Annotated in this window: 16 protein-coding genes; 9 read left to right on the plus strand and 7 right to left on the minus strand. The window is 40.3% G+C overall.

Annotated elements, in window-relative coordinates; genetic code table 11:
• Positions 1 to 72: 72 nt before the first annotated feature.
• From LV92_RS02420 to LV92_RS02450, 7 genes are all read right to left on the minus strand, one after another.
• Positions 73 to 486, minus strand: a complete 414-nt coding sequence (locus LV92_RS02420) for a DUF6691 family protein (RefSeq protein ID WP_111622070.1) — start codon at positions 484 to 486, stop codon at positions 73 to 75.
• A gap of 133 nt (positions 487 to 619) precedes the next feature.
• The gene (locus LV92_RS02425) at positions 620 to 1,183 is read right to left on the minus strand and encodes a YeeE/YedE family protein (protein ID WP_111622071.1); all 564 of its coding nucleotides are present in this window, start codon (positions 1,181 to 1,183) and stop codon (positions 620 to 622) included.
• Between the two features lie 93 nt (positions 1,184 to 1,276).
• Positions 1,277 to 3,334 carry an FN3 associated domain-containing protein gene (locus tag LV92_RS02430; RefSeq protein WP_111622072.1) on the minus strand — a complete coding sequence of 686 codons (2,058 nt, stop codon included), beginning with the start codon at positions 3,332 to 3,334 and terminating at the stop codon, positions 1,277 to 1,279.
• 16 nt (positions 3,335 to 3,350) lie between these two features.
• Entirely contained in the window at positions 3,351 to 4,844 is a 1,494-nt protein-coding gene (locus LV92_RS02435) for a DUF1501 domain-containing protein (RefSeq protein WP_111622073.1), read from the minus strand.
• Positions 4,845 to 4,846: 2 nt separating this feature from the next.
• Positions 4,847 to 7,219, minus strand: a complete 2,373-nt coding sequence (locus tag LV92_RS02440; protein WP_111622074.1) for a PSD1 and planctomycete cytochrome C domain-containing protein — start codon at positions 7,217 to 7,219, stop codon at positions 4,847 to 4,849.
• 131 nt (positions 7,220 to 7,350) lie between these two features.
• Positions 7,351 to 8,067, minus strand: a complete 717-nt coding sequence (locus LV92_RS02445; RefSeq protein WP_111622075.1) for a LytR/AlgR family response regulator transcription factor — start codon at positions 8,065 to 8,067, stop codon at positions 7,351 to 7,353.
• Positions 8,067 to 9,149: a sensor histidine kinase gene (locus tag LV92_RS02450; protein WP_245946220.1), complete on the minus strand. Its 1,083-nt coding sequence runs from the start codon at positions 9,147 to 9,149 to the stop codon at positions 8,067 to 8,069. The genes LV92_RS02445 and LV92_RS02450 overlap by 1 nt, the downstream gene beginning before the upstream one ends.
• A gap of 315 nt (positions 9,150 to 9,464) precedes the next feature.
• On the opposite strand from LV92_RS02450, the gene LV92_RS02455 reads away from it, so the two are divergent.
• The 9 genes from LV92_RS02455 to LV92_RS02495 all read left to right on the plus strand — a co-directional run bounded on the left by LV92_RS02455 (position 9,465) and on the right by LV92_RS02495 (position 26,714).
• Complete coding sequence (locus LV92_RS02455; protein WP_111622077.1) at positions 9,465 to 11,342, plus strand: sodium:solute symporter family protein; 1,878 nt, start codon at positions 9,465 to 9,467, stop codon at positions 11,340 to 11,342.
• Between the two features lie 74 nt (positions 11,343 to 11,416).
• A complete protein-coding gene (locus tag LV92_RS02460; RefSeq protein ID WP_111622078.1) occupies positions 11,417 to 12,397 on the plus strand; it encodes a glycoside hydrolase family 130 protein in 981 nt (326 codons plus the stop codon).
• Positions 12,398 to 12,453: 56 nt separating this feature from the next.
• Positions 12,454 to 13,521, plus strand: coding sequence for a carbohydrate-binding family 9-like protein (locus LV92_RS02465; protein ID WP_111622079.1), 1,068 nt, complete (start codon positions 12,454 to 12,456; stop codon positions 13,519 to 13,521).
• Positions 13,522 to 13,582: 61 nt separating this feature from the next.
• Positions 13,583 to 15,910, plus strand: coding sequence for a beta-N-acetylhexosaminidase (locus LV92_RS02470; RefSeq protein ID WP_111622330.1), 2,328 nt, complete (start codon positions 13,583 to 13,585; stop codon positions 15,908 to 15,910).
• A 437-nt stretch (positions 15,911 to 16,347) separates the two neighbouring features.
• Positions 16,348 to 16,698 carry an endonuclease domain-containing protein gene (locus LV92_RS02475; protein ID WP_111622080.1) on the plus strand — a complete coding sequence of 117 codons (351 nt, stop codon included), beginning with the start codon at positions 16,348 to 16,350 and terminating at the stop codon, positions 16,696 to 16,698.
• Between the two features lie 287 nt (positions 16,699 to 16,985).
• Entirely contained in the window at positions 16,986 to 19,226 is a 2,241-nt protein-coding gene (locus tag LV92_RS02480; RefSeq protein ID WP_111622081.1) for a GH92 family glycosyl hydrolase, read from the plus strand.
• 18 nt (positions 19,227 to 19,244) lie between these two features.
• Complete coding sequence (locus LV92_RS02485; RefSeq protein WP_111622082.1) at positions 19,245 to 21,488, plus strand: DUF4838 domain-containing protein; 2,244 nt, start codon at positions 19,245 to 19,247, stop codon at positions 21,486 to 21,488.
• Positions 21,489 to 21,499: 11 nt separating this feature from the next.
• Complete coding sequence (locus tag LV92_RS02490; protein ID WP_245946222.1) at positions 21,500 to 22,990, plus strand: alpha-L-fucosidase; 1,491 nt, start codon at positions 21,500 to 21,502, stop codon at positions 22,988 to 22,990.
• Positions 22,991 to 23,387: 397 nt separating this feature from the next.
• Entirely contained in the window at positions 23,388 to 26,714 is a 3,327-nt protein-coding gene (locus LV92_RS02495) for a SusC/RagA family TonB-linked outer membrane protein (RefSeq protein ID WP_111622083.1), read from the plus strand.
• Positions 26,715 to 26,740 lie beyond the last annotated feature (26 nt).

Here is a 26,740-nt window from a genome sequence, read left to right on the forward strand (position 1 = left end):
TAATTGATCCCAAAAATTAGGTTTGTGGTAATTGGTAAAATGACCTCCAGTATGTTGGTCTATGGGCATAATTTAATGGGGCAATTTCTTCTGGAGTAGGCCGTAGGTAAAAGTGCCCAAAAGGGCAGCGGCTATTACAATGAACATACTAAAAACACCGGTACCCACTAATATATACATGGGACCAGGACATGCACCTGCCAAGGCCCATCCGAATCCAAAGATGGTGCCACCAAGAATGTATCTTGCAACCCCTTTATCTTTTGGGACCAAATCTATGTCTTTGCCCTCAATACTTTTTATCTTGTACTTCTTAAATAGCCAAATAAATAGAACGCCTAGAAATACTGCAGACCCAATTATTCCATACATATGAAAGGCTTGAAACTTGAACATTTCATAGATGCGATACCAGGATACCGCTTCCGATTTTACTAGTACTATCCCAAAGAAGATACCTACCAACAAGAATTTTAAAAACTTCATTTTATTTATGTTATGTACTTTTTGCTGAGAACAATTTCTTCAGCCTTAAGCTTATTTTTAATTGTTACTACAATAATTTATGAATCGAATATTTAGCCCCACATATATGCGGTGAACCTCCTGAAATTCGTTTTTAAGATCCAAAAATTAAGGGTAGAATAAAAAAGGTCATAATAAGTCCGCCTACAAAAAAGCCAATTACCGCTATTAGTGAGGGCAGTTGAAGGTTGCTTAGACCGGTTATGGCATGACCTGAAGTACATCCTCCGGCATATCTTGTTCCAAAGCCCACTAAAAATCCCGCAATGACCAAGACTGCAATCCCTTTTAGGCTCAACACATTTTCCCAACTGTAAATCTCGGGAGGTAAGAGTGTTTCCCCAACCTCACTAAATCCTAATTCATTTAGGTCCGCAACGGTTTCGGCACTCAAGGCAATTGCAGAACCATCGGATAAATATTGTGTTGCTATAAATCCACCAAGGATGGCACCTAGAACAACGGTGAGATTCCAGCGCTGGGCTTTCCAATCGAACCGGAAATAGTCCGAATATTTTCCTGCACCACCAATACTGCAAAGCGTCTGTAAATTGGAGGACATTCCGAAAGTTTTCCCGAAAAACACCAAAATTAGCATTACAAGGGCAATCAAAGGCCCGGACACATACCATGGCCAGGGTTGAAGTATATAATCCATATTATTTATTAAAATGCAAATATAAAGTTATCTAAAATTCTCTTTGTAACAATTGTTACACAAGGGATTTTGACGTTGAAATTTCCATTGTTTTTAGTTAAGGACTATCTCATCTACGAACAACCAACTTTTTCCACCTGGGTTGGTATGCCAGGACGGGTTCTTAAGTTGACTTATTACTTCTACTTTTACATAAGTAGATTTGGTTGGAGGTATGTTTAGGTCGAAAAATTGGAATTTGGTATCCGAGTTGGGTTTTTCCGTCGGAACTTTCTCCGTGTGGACAAGCTTAAAATTATTGCCATCCTGTGATACCCACACTTTGAAACCTGTTGGATAAAAAATCCATTTTTCAGGTGAAGAAAATGCCCCTACCGATACCGTAGATATCAATTCTTCTTTTTGGAGTTTTAGAGTGGCTGTAAAATTACTGCCTTCATAACCTATCCAATTGCCGTCAACAAAATTGATGGTTCCTCTTTTAAGATCTATCAAGGTGTTTCCTCCATTTCCTTTGTATTTTTCGTTGGGTTTATTGTTTAGGGTAATGGAATTGGGTAGAATATTCGATTTTTTAAAACTGACGGTTTTAACAGGGCTTAATTCCCAACCCGGTTTATGGCTAACTGCTTTGAGCTGGGTAGAGTTGGTCAGTAAAATGGGTTCATTGTATTTCGTGGATGTGGTGTCCGGTTCTGAACCGTCCAAGGTATAGTAGAGGTCCACTCCCTTGAAAAAATAATCTAGGGTCACTTCAATGGAATCCTTGAAGAAATCCGTATCTGCAATTATAGATGGAGGTTCCAAACTGGATGGGGTAAAGAGATCTTCGCTGATACTGACCACTGTTACACCATTGTTCTTTTCGCTAAATCGATCCAGAGCTTCTTTGGTGATTTTGGAATTCCATGGATACAAAGTTTTTAAACCACTAAGGGCGGTCAACTTTTCCAGACCCTGATCCGTAATATCGGTACCATAAATATTTAGGGATTCCAGGTGTTTTAAATCTCCAATAGACGCCATGGACTTATCCGTGATCTTTGTATTTTGTAATTGTAGTTTGGTGAGATTCTTGAAGGAAGTTAGATACGAAGAAATGGTGTCATTAAAATTGGAGTTTCCCAAATTGAGTTCAACAATGTTGTCGGCATGCTTTTTTAATGCTTTTAGATCATTCTTCCCTAAACTTTTATTGCCCGACAAGTTGACTATCAAAAGGGGATTTTTTTCCGCCAATTTTGTGATAATTGGTCCGTTGATGTTTATGGAGGCCAACCAGTCTTCTGGAACCATTGCCACTTCCTTTGCAATAATCGCCCTCGTGGAAGTGTCTTCTTCCAAAGAATTTAAAATATCATTGATCTTTTCGGTTTTATCCAAAGTCCCGGCCACACAGTCGAAACAGTTCTCATGGCTTATCCACCATTCCAATAATTGAATTTCGTGATTGGTCAATTGAACCTTGCCTTTTGGGGGCATATGGTCCTCGTCTTCCATGGGTAGTTTAATGTGGTGTATCAACCTGGGGGCTTCCCCCTTTTCGGCAAGCAATAAGCTGCCGGAGTCTCCCCCTGCAAGCATTTGTTCCTTGTTGGTCATAATTAAACCTCCCTTGATCTTGTTGGGATTGTGACAACCTATACACTTATCATCCAGAATTGGCATAATAATATCATTGAATACCACGGCTTTGTCCACATCGGTAATAACTACCTTTTTGCCCTTCTCACTTTTGTACAGATAATCCTCCCCATGGGTCATGCTCCCGCCATAATGTCCCGTTAGGCCTAAAAGGCCCATTACGCAGATAAAAAGGGGCAGGTATATTTTTTTGGACCAGACCTTAGGATACTTTTTAATAAAATATAGAAGAGTACTGCCTATGGCCAAGCCAACGGCCATCCAGCGATGCCTAAACAACAAGGTCTCATCATACCCCCCGTCTTCACCCAATAACCAACCGCTGGCCACAGATAGAACTGTGGTTGCTGCAGCAATGGCAAGGGTAAATTTGATAATATTGTTTTCTGTTTCGGAATCTTTATCCCTAAAGTATAGCTCCATTAGAAAGGCCAACACAAGAATGCCGATGGGCAAATGTACCAATAGTGGATGTAGGCGACCAATGCTTATAATCTGTAGTATCATTCTTTGGTTTATAGGTTTAGGTTAGGATATCCTTTACGATATGGCCTTCAACATCTGTTAATCTAAACCTTCTTCCCTGGTACTTATAGGTTAATTTCTCATGATCTATTCCCAATAAATGTAACATTGTAGCTTGGAAATCGTGGACATGTACCGGATCCTTTACAATATTGTATCCAAAATCATCCGTCTCTCCATAGACGATACCAGGTTTAATACCTCCCCCAGCCATCCAAATGGTAAAAGATCTCGGATGGTGGTCCCTACCATAGTTGGTATCGGTTAAAAGACCTTGGGAATAATTGGTCCTTCCAAATTCTCCTCCCCAAATCACCAGGGTATCTTCCAATAATCCACGTTGTTTTAGATCGGCTACAAGAGCTGCTGAAGCTTGGTCCACATCTTTTGCCTGTTTGGCAATGGCCCCTGGAAGATTGTCGTGTTGATCCCAACCCATATGGTACAATTGGATAAAACGTACGTCCTGTTCCGCCAATCTTCTTGCCAAAAGGCAATTTGCTGCGTAGGTTCCCGGAATTTTAGCTTCGGGTCCGTACATTTCATAGATATAATCCGGTTCATTGGCGGTATCCATAACATTGGGCACGGAGGTTTGCATCCTGTACGCCATTTCATATTGGGCAATTCTACTTTTTATTTCTGGATCACCGGAATCTTGATAATGCTTATCGTTCAGAGCTGCTAAATTGTCCAGCATTTCGCGCTTAACCTCTTTGGTAATCCCCTTGGGATCGTTCAAATACAATACGGGATCCTTGGCTGCCCTAAATTGAACGCCTTGGTGCAGGGAATGTAAAAATCCATTACCCCATAACCTTGTGTATAAGGGTTGTCCGTTGGGTCTTCCGGTACCTCGTGACAATAGGACGGTGAAAGCCGGGAGGTTTTCATTTTCGCTTCCCAAGCCATAGCTAAGCCATGATCCTATACTGGGTCTTCCCGGTTGTTGGGATCCCGTCTGGAAGAACGTAACCGCAGGATCATGATTGATGGCTTCCGTATACATGGATTTTATAATGCAAAGCTCATCGACCATTTTTGCAGTATAAGGCAGAATATCACTTATATAGGTGCCATTCTTGCCATGCTGACTAAAATTGTGCAGGGAGCCGACCAATGGAAATGTATCCTGTCCGGAAGTCATCCCAGTAAGCCGTTGTCCATTTCTTATAGATTCCGGAAGATCTTCCCCACGCCTTTTGTTCAGAAGAGGTTTATAGTCAAAAAGCTCCAATTGGGAAGGTCCCCCGCTTTGAAACAGATATATTACCCTTTTAATTTTGGCCGGGTGATGCAGAGAATTTAAAATTCCCTTGACCCCTTCCAGTCCATCATCCTTGGTAAGTAGGCCATTTTCATCTTTTCTAAATAGGTTGGCACCTAAAAGGGATGCTAGGGCTACCCCGCCTACGCCTAAGGCCGTTTTGCCCAAAAATGACCTTCGGTTTAAAATCAAGGATCTTTCTTCTATAATTTTTTTTTCGCTCATGATCAACCCCTGGTTATAGTTTCATCTAAGTTTAAAATGGTATGTGCCGTTAATGCCAATGCGGCCAATTGGTTCTTTGAATAGGTACCGTCTATTTCGTAATCTCCGATGGACAGGTACTCCTGTGGGTCTATGCCTTCTTCATCTACTTTTTGGAGCATGCTATTGTAATAATTGTTCAACACGGACAATTCTTCCTCATCCGGAGTTCTGGACGTTGCCAGTTTAAAAATGTATTTTATTTGATCACTGATTTCTTTGTTACCATCAATAGCGTTTTTGGCAATGAGCCTGGATGCCTCTATGATTTGAGGGTCGTTTAGCAATACCAACGCCTGTAAGGGGGTATTTGTTTCTTGCCGTTTTACCGTACAAAGATCTCTTGATGCAGCATCAAAAGTCATCATGCTTGGTGGGGGAACGGTCCTTTTCCAAAAGGTATATAAACTTTTTCTATATAGATCTTTTCCAGTGCTGGTAATATAGGTTGCCGTACTTCCTCCTCCACCTCCGGTAGTGGCCTCCCAAATACCGGCCGGTTGATAGGGCTTAACACTTGGGCCTCCCACCTCTGGGTTGAGCAAACCACTGATCTTTAAGGCTTGGTCCCTTATGAGTTCGGCTGTTAGCCTTAATCTTGGGGCACGTGCCAAGAGACGGTTTTCAGGATCTAATTCCTGTAATTCTTTGGATACTTTGGTACTTTGTTGGTAGGTAGCCGAAAGAGCCATATATTTTAATATTTTTCTTGAATCCCAACCTTCTTCCTTTAATTTAATAGCAAGGAAGTCCAGCAATTCGGGATGTGTTGGCAGTGAACCTTGATTTCCAAAATCGAAGGAAGATGCCACTAAGCCCGTACCGAACATGCGTTGCCAAAACCTATTTACGGTAACCCTGGCAGTCAATGGATTGTCTTTATGGAACAGCCATTTTGCCAATCCCAATCTGTTTTTGGGATATTCCTCCGGGAAAGGGAGTATGGATTCGGGTGTATTGGGGAATACCTGTGTAGTAGGTTGGTCATAAACGCCCCTGTTCAAGATATAGGATGGCCTAATTTCCTCCATTTCGTTCATGACCATTACGGGTACTGTCTTCATGGTAGATTTTTGGAGTTGAACAAAGCTCAATACACCATTTTTTTCCTTTTCGGTAATGGTCATGTAGGGTTTTGGAATTTTTCCTGCCCCGCCTGGTGTCAGTCCCAATTCGTCAATATTGTTAAAGAAACTGAACAATTCAAAATGATTTTTTTGACTTATAGGGTCATATTTGTGATCATGGCATCGGGCACATTCAAAAGTGAGGCCCAGAAAAGCGGTTCCAAAGGTCACCGCCCTGTCCTCTACATACTCAATACGATATTCCTCGGGTATAACCCCGCCTTCAAAGGTGATCTTATGGTTTCTGTTAAAGCCCGTTGCAAGAATCTGTTCGGCATTGGCATTTGGCATAAGATCGCCCGCCAATTGATAGGTGACAAATTGATCATAGGGCATGTTTTCCTTAAAGGCGTGAATCACCCAATCGCGCCAAGGCCACATGATTCGTTCAAAATCGTCCTGGTATCCATGGGTGTCTGCATATCGGGCAATATCCATCCATTCAGCCGACATGTGCTCAGCATAATCAACTGTATTTAATAGTGAATCTATAATTTCTTCATAGGCGGTGGGGGAGTTGTTGTGAACGAAATTGTTTATCTGTTCCACGCTTGGTGGTAATCCAGTTAGGTCAAAGAATACCCTTCTCAGCATCTTTTCTTTTGAAGCTTTTTCATTGGGCTCCAAACCGTTTTGTTCCAGTTTGGATAAAACAAATTGGTCAATTTCATTTTGGGCCCATGCAGTGTTGGTTGTTTTCGGTATGCTCGGCTTTTCTGGAGCAATAAATGCCCAATGTTCTTTGTACTCGGCTCCTTGTTCTATCCATTTTTTTAGAATTTCCTTTTCGTATTTGGTGACGATAAGGTTCGATTCTGGAGGCGGCATCATTAAAGATTCGTCCGTAGTGTACAACCGATTGACCATTTCGCTTTTTTCAACATCTCCGGGAACAATGGCGTAATGATCCTTCTTTTTGCCCAAGGCCATATAGGCATCTTCGGCCGTATTCAAGGATAGTCCACCCTCTATGGCATTTTTATCGGGACCATGACATTTGAAACAACGGTCCGATAGGATTGGTTTTACATGGAAAGTAAAGTCTATTTTATCAGGTATTCTCCCATTAAAATCATGGTTGGCGATTGTTTCGGAGGTTTGTTCTCCAGTGTTACAGCCATGGACAACTAAAACAGGAATGAATACCAATAGCGAATATAACCCAGATAGGTAGTGAGTAATGTATTTACTTATGGGATGGGCGAACATTTGACTTTAGATAAATTAATACCCTCTAAGTTAACGAGTTTACAATTATTTAACGGTAAATTTCGACAAATGACAATCCCAAGTAGCTAAATGCGCCGAAAAAAAAGGGAATAAAGTTTATTCAGGACGGTTTATTCCAAATTGCCATCTAAGATTTTACTTTTTACTTCATTGAGATAACTACGCCCAATGGTATATCTAATGCCTTGCACTTCCACACTGTTGCCTTCAATAGCATCTATCTTGTTAATGGCTATGGTATAGGACCTATGGATTCTAATAAATTTGTCCGCTGGGAGTTCTTCGGTAAAACTGCTCAAGGTTTTATGAATGATATGTTTGTTGGCTTTGGTCTTTATCCTGATGTAATCCTTTAGACTTTCAATAACAATAATGTCGTCCAAATAAATTTTTTGCAATTTTTTCTTATCTACCTTTACAAAAATGCTGGGATTATCATTGGTAGTATGCACTTCGTTTTTGGTAACTCCTTCCTTTAGATTAATAATTCTATTAACGGTCTTTAGAAACTTCTGAAAAGGTATGGGTTTCACCAAATAGTCTATAGCCTCCAATTCAAAACTTTTAAGGGCATAATCTTCATGGGCCGTTGTCATAACTACCATGGCCTTCGAATTTACACTACCTAGAAGGTCAAGCCCGTTCATAATGGGCATATTGATATCCAGGAACACAATATCTACCTCATTTCTTTGTAAAAAAGTGGAAGCGTCAATGGCATTGGTGAAGGTTTGTACCAACTCCAATTCCTTGATCTGTTCTACATAGTTTTTTAATATATTGATTGCCAGGGGTTCATCGTCAATAATTATTACCTTAAAACTCATTACACTTTTAATTTAAGAATAACGTTAAACATTTTGTCTTTTTCAAAGATAGATAAGTTGTAATCTTTGGGTTCGTAGCCTAGTTCCAAACGTTTTTTTACATTGGAAAGTCCAATTCCTCCCACTTCTGGGTTTATTGGGTTGCGTGATTTATTTTGAGGAATATTGTTGCTGATTTCAAAATTCAGGATGTCGTCAACAACTTCCAAGTTAATTTTGATAAACATGTTGCCAATATTTTTACTGGCGCCGTGCTTAAAACTGTTCTCTATAAAGGGCATTAACAGCATCGGGGCAATACCTTTTCCTTCTATATCGCCCGATACATTCATATCAATTTTTAAGGAATTGTCAAATCGGATACGTTCCAAATCGATATAGTTTTGGATACATTCAATTTCTTTGTTCAAATCTTGGTAAGGTTTGTCCGTGGCATATAGCAAATAACGCATTAATTCTGATAACCTAAGGACAACCTGGGGTGCCCTGTCCGATTTTTCTAAAGTTAAGGAATATATGTTATTAAGCGTGTTAAAAAAGAAATGAGGGGATACCTGCGATCTCAGGAATTTTAATTCAGTGGTCAACTGCCTTTTTTCCAGTTCATGGAGTTTGCTGTTTTCATTTAACCAGTCCACCGTAATTTTTATGGCCGTCACAAACGACATTACATAAAGTTCTCCCAGCATGGTTACTATGGCGTAATTTAATGTGAGGCTTTCAACATCTCCGGCTTCGGGCATTACGTTATTGCTGACCAAATAGTAAGTAAGGTTGAATTTTACCAAAAGTCCAATAAGTAAAGATGCGAGAAGCAAAAAAGTATAAGTGATATATCGTTTTTTGTATACGAATTTGGGCATCAAAAAATAAATATTAAAGTATGCCAAGGCCATATGTATTGGGAATCCCAACAGGTTGGTTTTTATGGAATAGGCAAAATCCTGATGCAGATTTCCCCAACGGAAAATATTGAAAAGGATATATACGGCCCAAAAAATAACATGGTGCCGGTAATTTATATTGAAATCACCGGAACTATTTCTACCAAGTAATTTATGATTCAGTGTTTTGATTTGCATTAGCATGGGTCACAATATTGATTTCTAAAAATTGGCGTTTGGCTTTACGGGTTGGTTGTTGGTCTAATTTTATTCCTCGTCATGAAAAAAAATCAAATATTTAATTCAGGTAAGTGGAATCCCCTTGTTGATTTTTGTTTATTTTATGAATTATACCCCCAATGCCGTCTTGAAAATTTGGGGAATTTATAAAAAAAATAAGAGTTGTTGTCTATGGGAATGAAAAAACACAAGGTTGCGTTATCTTTTTAACCTTTGAAAATTAGAAAATACTGGTTGTTGGACTCTTTGTTTCAACTCTAAAAATTAATTTGAATGAATGTAATCGATGTGGCAATTATAGTTGCCTATATAATACTGACCCTTTTTGTAGGTATTTGGGTTTCAAAAAAAGCCTCCCAAGGGCTAAAGTCTTATTTTTTAGGGGGCAATAACATAAAATGGTATTATCTGGGGCTTAGTAATGGTTCTGGCATGTTCGATGTTTCCGGTACGGCCTGGATGGTTGGAATTCTATTTTTGTACGGTGTAAAGAGTTTTATGTTCATGTGGCTATGGCCAATTTGGAACCAAATCTTTGTAATGATGTTTTTGGCCGTTTGGATTAGGCGCTCCAATATTATGACCGGATCGGAATGGATACTTACCCGTTTTGGCGACGATAGGGCGGGGAGGGCTTCCCATAGTATAGTTGCCGTGTTTGCCATTGTTGCCGCCGTAGGTTTTATTGCTTATTTCTTTGAAGGTGTTGGCAAATTTTTGACCATTATTTTACCATGGGATATGGCTTTGCATATAGGGAGTCTGGTTTTGTTGAACTCCGAACAGTCCTATGCCATGATAATTATATTTTTGACCACGATCTATACCGTAAAAGGTGGAATGTTCTCGGTGGTAGCTACAGAAGTTCTGCAATATATCATTATGGTTATTGCAGGAATACTTGTGGCAGGCTATGCTTTTTTTGCTTTCTCCGATGTAGAGATCAATTCGGTAATAAGCACCGAATGGAAAAACGTATTTTTCGGTTGGGAATTGGGAACCCATTGGGACAAAGAATTTCAAGCATTTAATGATTTGATCGATTCCGAAGGTTATAAGATGTTCGGGGCCTTGATAGGTATGACACTTTTTAAAGGTTTCTTTGCTAGTATTGCAGGGCCAACCCCTAGTTATGATCTTCAGAGAATATTGTCTACCAGAACGGTCAAAGATGCCGCGTATATGAGTGGTTTCACCAATTTGGTGTTGTTTATCCCAAGGTATTTGCTTATATCCGGGATCGTGGTCATCGCCTTGGTGGTTCTAACACCGGAAATGATTGCTAACCCTGCACTTTCGGGTGCTGAATTGGAGGTGCTGCTTCCCAAAGTAATCAACTTTCATGTGCCCGTAGGAATAAAGGGCTTGTTGTTGGCAGGGTTGCTTGCCGCTTTTATGTCTACTTTCTCTGCCTTTGTAAATGCCGGCCCAGCTTATTTGGTCAATGATATTTACAAAAAATACTTTAGGCCTGAGGCGTCGCATAAACATTATATTAAGGTGAGTCATATAGCGTCGTTTTTGGTGGTGATTTTAGGTGTTATTATGGGGTTTTTCGCAGATTCCATCAATTCCCTGACCCTTTGGATAACAAGTGCCCTTTTTGGGGGCTATGTTGCGGCCAATTTTTTAAAATGGATCTGGTGGAGATTTAACGGCTGGGGTTATTTTTGGGGTATGTTGTCCGGACTGATTGTTGCTTCCTTGCAATTTGTACTGGATAACAACAAGGGCAATTTTATGGAGGGTAGTTTATTGTACGATCTTTCCCATGTGCACGCCATTTATCTTTTTCCAATCATTTTCGGGGTTTCCATGTTGGGATCGTTTTTGGGAACCTATTTTAGTCCCCCTACCGACAAGGAAGTACTAAAGGCGTTCTATAAAAATGTGAAACCTTGGGGTTGGTGGAATCCTGTTTATAAGGAATTGAAAGCAGAAGACCCCAGTTTTGAAAAGAATCATGAGTTTTGGTGGGATATGATGAACTGTGCCATTGGTATCATTTGGCAATCCAGTATGATCGTCCTCCCCATATATTTTATGATCAGGGATTACCCAAAAGCCATCATTGCTTTGATTGTCTTTGGTATAACTACCTCAATTCTAAAATTCACCTGGTTGGATAAGGTTAGGAAAATTCCCAATTAGAATAAAATTGAAGTGCCCTTGATTAACGTATTGGATAGTTTAAATTAGAGATAAAAAAGGTTTAATAATAATTTATGAATCAAAATAAAGTGAGTAACATTCCATGGCAAGAAAGGCCTGCCAATTGTGCAGATGTAGTTTGGCGATATTCAGAGAATCCAGTTGTTGAGAGAGATGCAATTCCTTCTTCCAACAGTATTTTTAATAGTGCGGTAGTGCCATTCCAAGATGGCTTTTCCGGGGTATTCCGTTGTGATAACAAAGCGGTACAAATGAATATTTTTCCCGGTTTCAGTAGGAATGGGATAGATTGGGATATTAACCATGAGCCCATTCAGTTTCAAGCTGGTAACACCGATATGATCGAATCGGACTATAAATACGATCCCAGGGTGGTCTTTATAGAGGATAGGTATTGGATAACTTGGTGTAACGGATACAACGGTCCAACCATAGGTATTGGGTATACCTTCGATTTTAAGGAATTTTTTCAGTGTGAAAATGCCTTTTTACCCTTTAATAGGAATGGCGTATTATTTCCGGAGAAAATAGATGGCAAATATGCTATGTTGAGCCGCCCAAGTGATAATGGACATACCCCCTTTGGAGATATTTACATTAGCTATAGTCCGGATATGAAATATTGGGGGGAACACCGCTGTGTAATGAAGGTAACTCCTTTTGTGGATAGCGCATGGCAGTGCACCAAAATTGGAGCCGGACCCATTCCCATACTGACCGATGAGGGTTGGTTGACCTTTTATCACGGGGTAATAAATACCTGTAACGGATTTAGATATTCTATGGGAGCGGCTATTTTGGATAGGGAGCGTCCAGATCAAGTGTTATATAGGACCAAGCCCTATTTGTTATCTCCACAGACCAATTATGAATGTGTAGGTGATGTGCCCAACGTGGTGTTTCCATGTGCTGCATTGCATTCGATCGAAGAGGACAAGGTTGCTATTTATTATGGGGCTGCGGATACGGTTACCGGACTGGCTTTTGGACGTATATCTGAAATTGTAAAATTCACTAAGGAGAATAGTTTGTAATCCGTTCTTTTCCGCACGGCCCTTCCTTTTTAAATAGAAACCATAAAAATCAAAATATGAAAACCACTATTTCCTTCCAAACCAGAACCTGGTCATTAGCGCTTTTGCTTTTGTGCCTTGGCATTACTACCATAAAAGGGCAAGAGCTTGTACCAAGAAGCTATATTGCATTTAAGGCAAGTGAAACACTTGTTATAGATGGGAAAGCGGATGATGATTCATGGCAAAAAGCACCTTTGTCGCAGGATTATATCGATATCGAAGGGAAACAGATACCTAATTACAGGACTAGGATGAAAATGTTATGGGATAATGATTACCTATATGTTTTGGCGGAAATGGAGGAGCCTCATGTATGGGCTACTTTAAAGCAACGGGACACCGTTATTTTTTACAACAATGATTTTGAAATTTTTATAGACCCGGACGGGGATACCCACAATTATTATGAATATGAAATGAATGCCCATAATACATTGTGGGACTTGTTTTTGACAAAGCCGTATAGGAACCACGGCAAGGTGGTGGATAGCTGGGATATACAAGGGGTGAAATCGGCAGTGAATATCGATGGCACCTTAAATGATTCCTCGGACACGGACAAAGGATGGACGGTGGAAATAGCCATTCCTTGGAAGGTGATCACTGAGGCAAGCAGCGGAGGCCAGGTGCCGGAGAACGATTTTTGGAGGATCAACTTTTCTAGGGTAAATTGGAAATTTGATCTAACGGATGGACGCTATTCCAGGAAAAAGGACGATAACGGCAAGTTTATGCCCGAATATAACTGGGTGTGGTCGCCTCAGGGAGTTATTAATATGCATGAACCGGAACATTGGGGCTATGTATACTTTTCATCCGAAGAGGCCGGTGGAAAGGCCAATTTCACCATTCCTAAGGACGATTATATAAAATGGCACTTGTATTCGCTTTACAGGGGAGTTTTACAAGGGAAAAAGGACGCTGAAAAATTGGTGGAAATGCCCAAGACTATTTTGGACAAGACTATAAAGCCAAACCTGGACAAGCACCGGTTTGGATATAATATTTGGGTAAAAAGTCCATTTACGGGTAAAATATTGACTATCAAGGAAGATGGGGAATTTCGTAGTGTGGATAAATAAAAAAATGATATCGTAATACAAGCTATAGGGCTGGTCAATGGAAATGAATAAAGGGAGTAAAATGAAAAAGACAATAATTCAAAGCTTTTTAGTGATTCTGCTAGTTATCCTGATGGGATGTGGAGAGGAGAGCAAAACCATTTTTACGGAGAATGATATAAGTATTGTTCCCAAACCTTTGGAAATGAAATTTAACCAAGGGGCATTTAGGTTTACCAAGGACACCAAATTGGTGGTGGATATGGATAAAGCCCATGTCCTAGAAGTATTGCAAAATAAATTTGTTTCGGCAGCCGGATGGAAATTGGAAGTGGTAGAGACGGCGCCTAGTAGGAATTTTGTACTATTATCTATAGATCCGTCCTTGGCCGAGGAGGACTACAACCTACAGGTAACGGATGATCAGGTGATTATTAAGGCCCAAGGCTATAATGGATTCTTGTATGGTTTGGAAACTATTAGACAATTACTTCCAGTTGCTATAGAAAGTAAAAGCGTGGTTACCAATATTAATTGGGATATTCCCAATGTGGAAATAAAGGATAGTCCTCGTTTTAAATGGCGAGGTTTTATGTTGGATGTTTCCAGGCATTTTTTCGACAAGAACTATGTTTTGGCCACTATAGATCAATTGGCATTGCTGAAGATGAACACCCTTCATCTTCATTTGGTAGATGACCAAGGCTGGCGTATAGAAATAAAAAAATATCCAAAATTAACAGAGGTAGGTGGCTTTAGGGTGGACCAAGAAGATAAGCCTTGGAATGCTAGACCAACACCTGACTTGGGGACTAAGACTACATATGGTGGATTTTATACCCAGGAGGATATTAAAGAAATTGTGGCTTATGCCGAGAGCAGGGGTGTAACTGTGGTTCCCGAAATAGAAATGCCCGCCCATGTAATGAGCGCTATAGCGGCATACCCTGAATTATCATGTTTCCAAAATCCGATCATGGTACCTTCCGGAGGGGTATGGCCCATAACTGAAATTTATTGTGCTGGGAAGGATTCAACTTTCGAGTTTTTGGAGAATGTTTTATTGGAGGTGATGGAATTGTTTCCCTCACAATACATTCATGTAGGCGGTGATGAGGCTACCAAGACCAATTGGAAAATATGTCCTGACTGTAAAAGAAGAGTGGCAAAAGAAGGCTTGGCCAATGTTGAAGAGCTTCAGAGCTACTTTATTCAACGCATGGAACGTTTTTTAAGTTCCAAGGGAAGAATTTTATTGGGTTGGGATGAAATATTGGAAGGTGGCTTGGCTCCAGGCGCAACCGTTATGAGTTGGCGTGGGGTAAAAGGTGGCTTGGAGGCCTCCGAAGCTGGTCATGATGTAGTGATGACTCCTAATTCGCATTGTTATTTTGACTATTACCAAGGGGACCAAGATGCAGAGCCCTTGGCTTGGGGTGGTAATTTACCGCTTAGCAAGGTCTATCAATTTGATCCTGTGGTTGAGGGGATGAGTGAGGAGCAGGCCAAGCATGTTTTGGGAGGTCAGGCTAATTTATGGACGGAATACGTCCCGACCAATGACCAAGCGGAGTATATGACCTATCCGCGTTTGGCCGCCTTGGCAGAAGCTGTTTGGAGTAGTAAGGATAATAGAAATTGGGACGATTTCTCAAACAGGGTAAGCAGTCTTTTTGAGAGATATGGTGCTATGGGGGTCAATTATGCCAAAAGTGCCTATCAGGTAACCACTGAGACTTCGGTCAATACTGAAAACGCAGTTATTTCAATCGCCCTTAAGTCGGAATTCCCCAATGCGGATATTCGCTTTACTGTAGATGGTAGTGATATTACTTCGGCTTCCAAAAAGTACACTACTCCTATAGACGTCAAAAATACCACTACCATTAAGGCTCAAGTTTTTGAAGATGACCTACCAGTTGGTGCCTTATTTGAAAAAACGATCACCTATCATAAAGCTGTTGGGAAACCCGTAAACTATATCAATAAATATCACGACAGTTATCAGGGAGCCAAAGAATTGGGGATGGTGAATGTAGTTCGCGGTTCCAAAAATTTTCACGACGGACAATGGCAGGGATGGTTGGGTGATGATATGGAATTGGTGATCGATATGGAGTCTCCTACAGAAATGGAAAAAATATCTGTTGGCGCTTTGGAAAATCAAGGTTCTGGGATCTACTTTCCAATTCAAGTGGAAGTTTTCCTTTCGGATGATGGCAAAACCTTCAGAAGTGCAGGAATCGTAAAACGGGCTTATGCGGCAAACAATGGTTCGGAATTAAAGGATTTTTTAATCGAAACAGAGAGACAAACCGCTAGATACCTTAAGGTAAAGGCAACAAATTTAGGAACTCCGCCTACAGGAGGTGGCTCTTGGATGTTTATAGATGAGGTAGTCGTGGAATAATTGGAAAGCTGGGGAAACATACCCTTAGCCTTCCACTGAAAACACACCCCTAACCCCTCTCAAGAGGGGAATGTTAACGGTTATTAAAATATGAGTCGTATTCAATTAGGAGTAGTATTTTGGAAGTAGAGATTTATTTCTTGGTTCAAAATTTATATGAGAAATAATTGTAAGAGGGATGTTTTTACTGTGAGGATAAATTTTATTATTAGGGCATTGAGAACTCCCCTCTTCAGAGGGGAATGTTGACGGTTATTAAAATATGAGTCGTATTCAATTAGGAGTAGTATTTTGGAAGTAGAGATTTATTTCTTGGTTCAATATTTATGTGAGAAATAATTGTAAGAAGGATGTTTTATTGTGAGGATAAATTTTGTTATTGGGGCATTGAGAACTCCCCTCTTGAGAGGGGCTGGGGGTGTGTAATAAGATAAGCAATGAAAAAAAGAAAAATCATTCCTTATAACCCTAAATTGAAAGAATTAGCTCGTGATTTGCGTAATAATAGTACGAAAGCAGAAATAATACTATGGTTAAAGTTGAAATCAAAACAGATGTATGGTTACGATTTTCATCGTCAGAAACCTATAGACAACTATATTTTGGATTTCTTTTGCCAGGAACTTATGTTGGGTATTGAAGTTGACGGTTATTCACACGGTATAGTCGAAGTATATGATAAGGATATAGTAAAAGAGGAGAAGATGAATAACTTGGGTATTGATATTTTACGTTTTACCGATGACCAAAATATTGAGGGATATGGACAATGTGTTGAGGGCAATTGAATCCTATATCCGGGATTATGAAGAAAAATCATAAAAACATCTAATCCCTCTGCCGAAAAAGTATGGCAGTCCCTCTCCAGAGGGGAATCAATGTGGGTTAGTTTAGTCTTTTAGGGTTTGATTTCCAATGCTTGAGGCATGAGAAGAGGAAAGTCTGAAAAACCAAGGTTTTCTTTTCAGTGGTTTAATTTAATTAAGGAGGATTCGTAGACTCCACAATTGATACGGGGTGTGTAAATTTAAGATTGAAGTACCCTCAATGCAAACATAAATAGCAAAGAACAACTATGTGTTTACAACATAAAATAGTATTGATACTGATAGCATTCACCCTTGGCGTTTATGGTCAAAAGCAACCGGTAGATTATGTGAACCCCTTTATAGGGACTTCAAATTTTGGAACTACCAACCCAGGGCCTATTGCGGTAAGGGGTATGGTAAGTGTGTCCCCCTTTAATGTGGCGGGACCCAAAAATTTACCTTTGGAAAAAGACAGTCGATGGTTATCCACACCTTATGTTCAGGAGAACACTTTTTTAACAGGATTCAGTCACGTTAATCTAAGCGGTGTAGGCTGCCCGGAACTAGGGGTTATCTTGGCCATGCCCACCACAGGTGATCTTGAAGTTGATTATCTAAAATATGGTACTTCCTATTCCAATGAGATTTCTAAAGTAGGATACTATTCCAATACCTTGGATGATTATAATATAAAGGTAGAGGCCACCGCTACGACCAGAGTAGGGGTGAGCAAATATTTCTTTCCGAAAGGGGATGCCAATATTCTTATAAATCTAGGCTTGGGCCTCACCAATGAACAAGGTGCTTCTATCCGGGTAGTTTCACCGACCGAAGTTGAAGGGGTTCGTTCTGTTGGTTCATTTTGTTATTACAAACCAGAGGAAGCATATCCGGTGTACTTTGTAGCACGGTTCTCCCGGCCTGCGGACGAATTTGGTGTCTGGAAAAAACCTACTACCTACAAAGGTGCCGAGGCGGAATGGATGGGTTACAACGGAAAGACACGGGTAATGCCGGGGTATGCCATGGAAGTTGTAGGCGATAGCATAGGTAGTTATATGCGGTATAATTTTAGAGAACCTACGGTAGTTGAAATGAAGGTTGGGATCTCCTATGTCAGCATTGAAAATGCCCGTGAAAACCTGGAAAAGGAAACATCAACGCGAAGTTTTGACCAAATTTTGGAAGAGTCCAAGGAAAATTGGAACGAATATTTATCCAAAATTGAGGTAGAAGGAGGTGCTGAAGAAGATAAGGTCAAGTTTTATACGGCCCTGTACCACACTTTAATACACCCCAGTACGCTAAATGATTATAATGGGGAGTATCCCAAAATGAGAACTAGGGAAACCTTAAGGACCGAGGATACTAGATACACCGTATTCTCCCTTTGGGATACGTATCGGAATTTGCATCAGCTTATGAGTTTGGTTTATCCAAGACAGCAATCCGATATGGTGAAGAGTATGCTGCAGGTCTATGATGAGAGCGGGTGGTTGCCTAAGTGGGAGTTGAATGCCACGGAAACGACCACTATGGTAGGGGATCCGGCAGGAATTGTTATAGCCGATACCTACTTGAAGGGTATAAAGGACTTTGATGTGGAAAAGGCCTATTCGGCAATGATCAAAAGTGCAGATCAGATTCAGGATAACCCCCTTCGCCCTGGACTAAAGGATTATTTAGAAAAAGGATATTTAACCACCAAAACAACCAATAGCGGATCTGTATCTACCACCCAGGAGTACAATATTTCAGATTATGCCATAGCCCAATTAGCTAAGGCCTTGGGCAAAAAGAAGGATTATGAACGTTTCTCCAAAAGGTCCATTTCTTACAGAAATCTTTTCGACAAGGAATTTAATCTTTTGAGACCTAGGAATGATGACGGATCATGGTTGACCCCCTATAACCCGGAAGCCGGGGCCAACTTCGTAAAAAACCTAGGATTCATAGAAGGCAATGCCTGGCAGTATTCATTTATGGTTACCCATGATGCCAATGGTCTTATGAAACTTATGGGAGGGTCAAAACCTTTTGCAAATAGATTGCAGGATGTGTTTGATAAAGGGCATTTTGATATGGCCAATGAACCGGATATCGCTTATCCCTATTTATTCAATTATGTAAAAGGAGAGGAAAGACGCACGCAGCAAATGGTTTCGGACTTGCTGGATACATATTATAAGAATTCACCAGATGGACTCCCAGGAAATGACGATACGGGTACCATGTCTGCCTGGGCCGTTTTTTCAATGACGGGGTTATACCCCATAAGTCCGGCAAATGCAATTTATACCATAACAACTCCCCGTTTTAATAAGATAACCATACATTTGGATAGTGATTATTATCAACAGGAAAAAATTACTATAATTTCAAACTTTTCTGAGAAAAACCGCTTTATTGAAAATATTAAGATTGAGGGAAAACCACATAAGGGATATTTTATAAGCCATGATGAATTCGTAAACGGCAAAACTCTGGAGTTGAAATTGAACAAATAGGTCAAAATCGCATTGTGAATGAAAATATTAAAGGCAAATTTCAAAATTTTAAGTCTCTTATTAATATTATCGATCTTAACCTCCTGTAATAGGGATGGGATTGAACTGGTTTATGATAGCCAATCCAATTATGAAATAGTGTTCATGGGCAGTGCTACCGAGAGTCAGTATAAATCTGCCGAAATACTACAGCGTTACCTGCAAGAAATTAGTGGGGTAGAGTTGGAATTGGTGGATGAAAGTTCTCAGGATTTAAATAAGAACAAGATTTATGTGGGTATCATTAAGGGCGAAGATTTAAAACAGCAAGAAATTGCCATTCGGACAGAAAATAAGGACTTGTATATCTTGGGCGGGTCCGATAGGGCTACAAAATATGCCGTATACGAATTTCTGGAGCGTTATTTGGGTTGTAGGTGGTATGCCCCCGAAGTTGAAAAAATACCTACTTCCAAGACCATTGACCTTCCTGCATTGGATTACGTATATACCCCGGATATTACTACTAGAACGGTGCATTCACGATTGTTTTATGATAATCCCTTGTATGCGGAACAGCAGAAGGTAACACAGGAATCTTTTCCTACTTATGTTCCCAGTGCAAGGGTACATACGTTCCATAAGTTTTTGCCCGAAGAAAAATTCTACAAACCGCATCCGGAATATTTTGCGTTGAGGGGGGACCAAAGGCTGCCCACCCAATTGTGCTTGACCAATCCAGATGTTTTGGCGATTGTTAAGGACTCTGTAGCTTCTTTGTTTGAACAATATCCCAGGTCCAAGGTCATATCGGTGAGTCAGGATGATAATCAACAGCATTGCCAGTGCGACAATTGTAGTAAAATAGATGAAGAAGAGGGTAGTACGTCCGGTACCATGATAAGATTTGTAAATGAAGTGGCGGCTGATTTTCCAGACAAAATGATTTCCACTCTGGCCTATCAGTATACTAGAAAGCCATCTAAGACCAGGCCTTTGGAAAATGTTTTGATTACACTTACTTCTATAGAATGCGACAGAAGTGCACCTATTGCAGAAAAATGTGCGGATTTTGCAAACGATATAGTTGGATGGGGTAAATTGACCCAGAACATAAGAATATGGGATTACACAACACAGTTTACTAATTTTTTTGCCCCCTTTCCCAATATCCATACACTGCAGCCCAATATTCAATTGTTTCGGGACAACAATGCGAAATGGATTTTTGAACAACACAGTAACAATCCGAGTGAACTTTTTGAACTTAGATCCTATATAATAGCAAAACTGCTTTGGAATCCCGATCAAAATTTTGATGCCCTGTTGACAGATTTTACCACAGGTTATTACGAAGAGGCAGGTATTTATATCAAAGAATACATTGATGGAATTCATGCCAAGTTAGAGGAAGACAAGGATTTTTTTCTATTTCTGTATGGAGATCCATCTGAGGCATTTTCATCCTATTTAAGCCCGGAGATGCTTTTAAAATATTCCCAATTATTTGACGCGGCGGAAAAGGCGGTGGCCAAAAAACCGGAAATTTTGGCACGTGTAAAAGTCGCGCGATTGGGTGTGGATTTTGCAGAACTGGAGGCCAGTAGAAAGAATATTACCGACAGATATAGCCTTTTGATCCCCAATGAGGACGGTAAAAAAATAATAAATCCGCTGGTAACTACATTACTGGATAATTTTAAGGCAATCACTGCCAAGAACAATATAACCTTAATGAATGAAATGGGTTTTACCGTAACGGAGTATCTAGCAAATTACATGTCGGCACTTGAGGTAATAAGAATGCCCAATGTTGCCATGGGCAAAAAAGTGGTTACCGTTACAAAACCAAAAAAATACGCAAAAGAAGACCCCATGGCACTGACGGATGGTGCTTTGGGAGGAAGCAGTTTTTATGCCAACTGGTTGGGGTATGAAGGTAATGATATGGAGGTAGTGGTAGATTTAGGTAAGCCTATGAACATAAATACCATTTCCTTGGCCTTTTTACAGGTTACGAATCACGTTGTCTTTTTTCCGGAGAAGGTTACCTATTCAGGCTCCTTGGATAACCAGTATTTTGAAAGTTTTGGGACTATTAATAATCCCTTTCCCTTAACAAAGGACAGCAAGGTTAACGACATTCAATTTTTTAAATTGGATTTTGATAAAAGGAATACCCGGTATGTTAAGGTGAGGGCTACAAATACAAAAACACCTTATTGGCATCATGCTGCAGGATTGCCTTCTTGGATCTTTGCTGATGAAATAATAATTAATTAAATCCGGTAGAAATGAATATTACGAAAAACAGATTTAAATCTCTTTTGATGGCGCTAGCATTGGCCTTCATTTGTCAGGTAGTGGGTGCACAGGCCATCTATGAGGACGAGAGGTATGTTCCCGAGACCGATCCCTTGGTGCTGGAAAAGTTGGAACAATGGCAGGATATGAAATTTGGTCTTTTAATGCATTGGGGGACCTATAGCCAGTGGGGTATTGTGGAATCATGGTCGCTATGCCCCGAAGAATATGGTTGGTGCGAGCGGACAAAGGGCTCTAATCCCAGTGATTATAATACTTATAAAATAGAATATGAAGGCTTGCAGAAGACCTTCAATCCGGTGAAATTTGATCCGGATAAATGGGCCAAGGCGGCAAAGCATGCAGGGATGAAGTACGTAGTCTTCACTACCAAGCACCATGATGGTTTTTCCATGTTCGATTCCAAATACACCGATTATAAAATAACGGATCCAAAAACCCCATTTTCAACAAACCCTAAAGCCAATATCACCAAGGAAATTTTCAATTCCTTCAGGGAACAGGGATTATGGGCCGGAGCTTATTTTTCCAAGCCAGATTGGAATACCCCTACCTATTGGGATCCTTATTATCCTCCTAGGGATAGAAATGTTAATTATGAGCCCGAGGCAAATCCTGAAAAATGGCAGGCATATATAGACTTTACCCACAATCAAATATTGGAATTGCTAACAGATTACGGTAAGGTAGATATCTTATGGTTGGATGGCGGCTGGGTGGCCAAAACGCCAAAATCTGAAATTACCAATTGGTATGAGCAACAGTTGGTCAACAATGACAACGGGTATTTAAAGAACCGTATCGTTAATCAGGATATAAAGATGGACGAATTAGTGGTCAAGGCAAGGGAAAAGCAGCCGGGATTAATTGTGGTGGACCGGGCTGTGCACGGTAAAAATCAAAATTACCTTACCCCGGAAAATAGGGTGCCGGAGAAGCCGCTGCCCTATCCTTGGGAATCCTGTATCATAGCCGGCGGTGGATGGTCCTATTCTTTTGATGCCAAATACATGACAGGACGTGAGGCCATTCACACTTTGGTGGATATTGTTGCCAAAGGAGGCAATTTGTTGTTGAATGTTGCTCCAAGCCCTGAAGGCGAGTGGGATGAAGGGGCGTACAGACTGTTGAATGAAATAGGGGATTGGATGTCTGTAAACAAGGAGGCCATTTATGGTACACGATCTATGGCCCCATTTAAATTCGATAATGTATGTGTTACCGCTAAGCCAGATGGTACGGTATACCTCACCTATCTTTTAGAAAAAGGGCAGACTTCCTTGCCTTCAGAAATTGTTTTTCCTGATTATATTCCCAAAAGAAGTGCTAAGGCACAACTACTGGACGGTAAACAAAAATTAAAATGGACCCAAAAAGAAGATGGTATGGCTATTCAGCTTCCCAAGGATTTGGGGGCTCAATTATTGGGCACCGAAGCATTTGTTATTAGAATTAAATAAGGAATTTCAACAGATTGGGGATTTGCACTATAAATTGTAACTAAATATTAATTTATTGGTCTAAAAATGTAACGGAACACAGGTTCAACTGGAAAACAGCCCTACCTTGAAATGCAGTTGATTGCTCTGGTGATTAACATATTTTATCAAAAATTAATCATAAATTATCCCAATACCCTGATATCATTCGTGAAAATCAGGGTGTTTTTTTGCATAAAGACCAAATTATTGTTAAGGGATACTACTAAAACGTTTTCGGAAAAACGTCATTAGGCTTTTGGCAATAGTCATTAGTCGAATTAATTTCTTCACTTCAGTAGGAAAACGAAAATTTAGTAATTATTTAACATTAGGGTAACTCCCTAAACTTCTAATTAACTAACTAAAAATTATTAGTATGATTAAAAAATTTCATTACTATTTATTGCTGGCTTCATTTCTCGTTGTACAGGGAATGACGGCTCAGAACAAAACGGTTACCGGTACAGTGTCCGATGATTTGGGCACCCCGCTACCAGGTGTCAACGTTGTGGAGAAGGGTACTTCAAATGGTACTTCCACAGATTTCGATGGTAACTTTTCCCTTAATGTAGGGAACAATGCTACCTTGGTTTTTTCTTCTTTAGGTTTTACCAAAAAGGAAATTGCAGTAGGAGCACAGGCTACAATTAAAGTTGTTCTTGAGGAAGATGCTGAGCAATTAGGGGAAGTTGTTGTAACAGGTTTGGGTATTACTAGGGAAAAGAAGGCCCTTGGTTATGCTACTGCCACTATTAGTGCAGAAGCTTTGACCGAAACGGCAACCCCTAACTTTGCAACAGCACTGTATGGAAAAGCTCCCGGGGTTAGTATAAATACTACTCCTGGTGGATCTACCAGTGCCTCCAACATTACTATCAGGGGGGTAGCCTCAATTACAGGTAGAAGTCAGCCATTAATTATTTTAGATGGTGTACCTATTAGGGACGGTGAAGTTTCCAACAACAACTATTGGGGAGACCAACGTCTAAGGGGTAATGGTCTTTTGGATATTAACCCAGAGGATATAGATAACATTTCCATTCTTAAGGGAGCATCTGCTGCAGCCCTCTATGGGTCTGAGGCAGTAAACGGGGTGGTATTGATCACTACCAAAAGTGGTAAGAATAGAAAGAATGGTATGACCGTAGATCTAAGCTCCTCCTATAGCTTTGACAAGGTGGCTTATCTTCCAAGATACCAAACGGTGAGGGGACCAGGTGCTCCTTTGAACGTTTCTGATGGTGGCCAGGATGCTGAAGGATTTATTTATCATGATGTGGATGGTGATGGTACTGCTGAAACCAGAGGTGTATTGGGTTACAGTATTAACTTTGGACCTAAATTTGACGGTAAGCCAACCATTGGTTGGGATGGAATCGTAAGACCTTATGAGGCTCAGGATGATCGTTATGGTGGCTTGTTCAACACGGCACACAATACAAGCGTTAACATGTCCATTACCAATGTTACCGATAACTCCAATTTAAGATTTTCGTATACCCGTCAGGATAACCAAGGTATCAGTATTGGAGCTGAGGAGGAAAAGAATGTATTTAATTTAAATGCAACCTTTAAGTGGGCAGATAATATATCCACGGATGTAATTGTAAATTATGTGAATCAGTCTGTTTTCAACAGACCTTATTCTGTAGACCGTTTAACAAATAACTTTACGGGAATGATGTCCCCCTTCGATAGTGCCGATTGGTATTTGGATAGATATAAAACCAGTAGAGGCTATCGTTATGTTACAGGAACCGGTCAGAGTTTAACTCCTGAGGAAAATATAATTTATCCTGGGTTTAAAGGAGATATAGCAAGCTTCGTTTGGAGCGTAAAGGAGAATCGCTTGGAAGAACAAAGCAACAGGATCATAGGTACCATTACCAACAATTGGGATATAACTACTGGACTTAATTTAAGGGGTAGAATTTCCACGGATTTCACCAATAGAAATTCAGAGGGCAGTAGTACTACGGAAAGACCTTTGGCTTTCGGTAACTCTGGTGGCTTTAGCATGAGCAATGATAGTTACAACTCCTTGTACGGAGAATTATTGTTGAGATATGAAACCCCAATTACAACCGACTTAACCCTGGCCATGATGGCGGGCTACAACGCTACCAAACAATCTGAATCCCACTTGAGCAGGGGAACAAATGGTGGATTGAGTGTTGAGAACTGGTTTGACATATCTGCATCGGTAAACACACCTAATTCCGGAAGTAGTCGTAACTCTATTGTGAAGGATGCATTTTTAGGTACAGCTAATCTTGATTATAAAGGATACTTTTTTGTAGAAGGTACCATTCGTAAGGATAAGACCTCCACTATGAACCCAAATAACAATAGTTTTGTGTATCCTTCGGTAAACTCCAGTTTCGTGCTTTCCGAGGCATTTGACTTACCACTTTTTATGAATTATTTTAAAATTCGTGGTTCATGGGGTATTGTAGGTAACTATCCTGATCCTTATCAGGCCAACATCGCCTATAACCAGAATACATTGGGATCTCAAGGTGGTAATCCAGTGCTTTACACTACTATCCCTTCCAGTTTTGGTAATGATGGTATTAGACCAGAAGAGAAACATGAGTACGAATTTGGTATGGAAATCAAATTTTTTCAGGGAAGGTTAGGTCTTGATGCTTCCTATTACAACGCCCAAGTTGTGGATCAGATCCTGCCTTTGACACTTCCAAGTAGCTCTGGAGCGGGTAATGTACTGACCAATATTGGTACACTTAGGAATAAAGGTTATGAATTTGGTTTGACCGGTACACCTATTGACACAGGTTCCTTTAGATGGGATGCAATCGTAAACTTTGCCAAGAACGATAACAAAGTTGAGAAGTTGGCCCCTGGACTTGATGAATTGTTACATGCCGATTATGATGGAAATGCCGCTCAGTTGAAGTCGTTGGTAGGGCAACCAATGGGAGATCTTTATGCACATCCCGTAGCAACAGATGCACAAGGTAGAAAAATTGTGGATCCCAATGGTATGTACAAGATTGATGCGGACAACATGGAAAAATTTGGTAACGCCATGCCAAAATGGACCGGTGGTGTTATGAACTCTTTTAGCTATAAGAACATAACTTTGGATGCTCTTGTGGATTTCCGTATTGGTGGTCATGTAATGCCAACTGCACTTAACTGGATGACCAGCCGTGGTCTAACAGAAGAGAGCACAAAGTTTATGGATACGGAAAGTGGTGGACTAAGTTATTACGAAGATGGTACAGGAAAAAGAATTCAGACAACTCCTGGTGCTACTGCAGGCCCTGGAGGAGAAGTGGTTTACCATGACGGTATTTTGTTGGATGGTGTTACCAATGATGGGCAACCTAACGACCAAATAGCTTCTGCTGCGGATTACTACTGGACCGTTTACAACTGGGGTGGACCTCAATATAGTCCAAACACCCGTTATGAGCTATACATTAAAGAAAACACTTACTTTAAAATGAGAGAGTTGTCCATAGGCTACAAAATGCCAAGAAAAGTAATTGATAAGATAGGACTTAGTAAATTGCAATTCTCTGTTTTCGGTAGAAACTTGTTCTATTTATATAGAACAATTAAAGATATGGATGGGGAACAGACCACAGCAGGTTCTAGATGGTTCCAAAATGTTAATAACGTCGGTACCAACCCTTCAACTCGTTCTTTCGGTTTAATGGTTAGAGCTAGTTTATAATAATATAAATAAGAATTATTTAAAAA

Source organism: Arenibacter echinorum (assembly GCF_003259375.1).
Lineage (GTDB): Bacteria > Bacteroidota > Bacteroidia > Flavobacteriales > Flavobacteriaceae > Arenibacter > Arenibacter echinorum.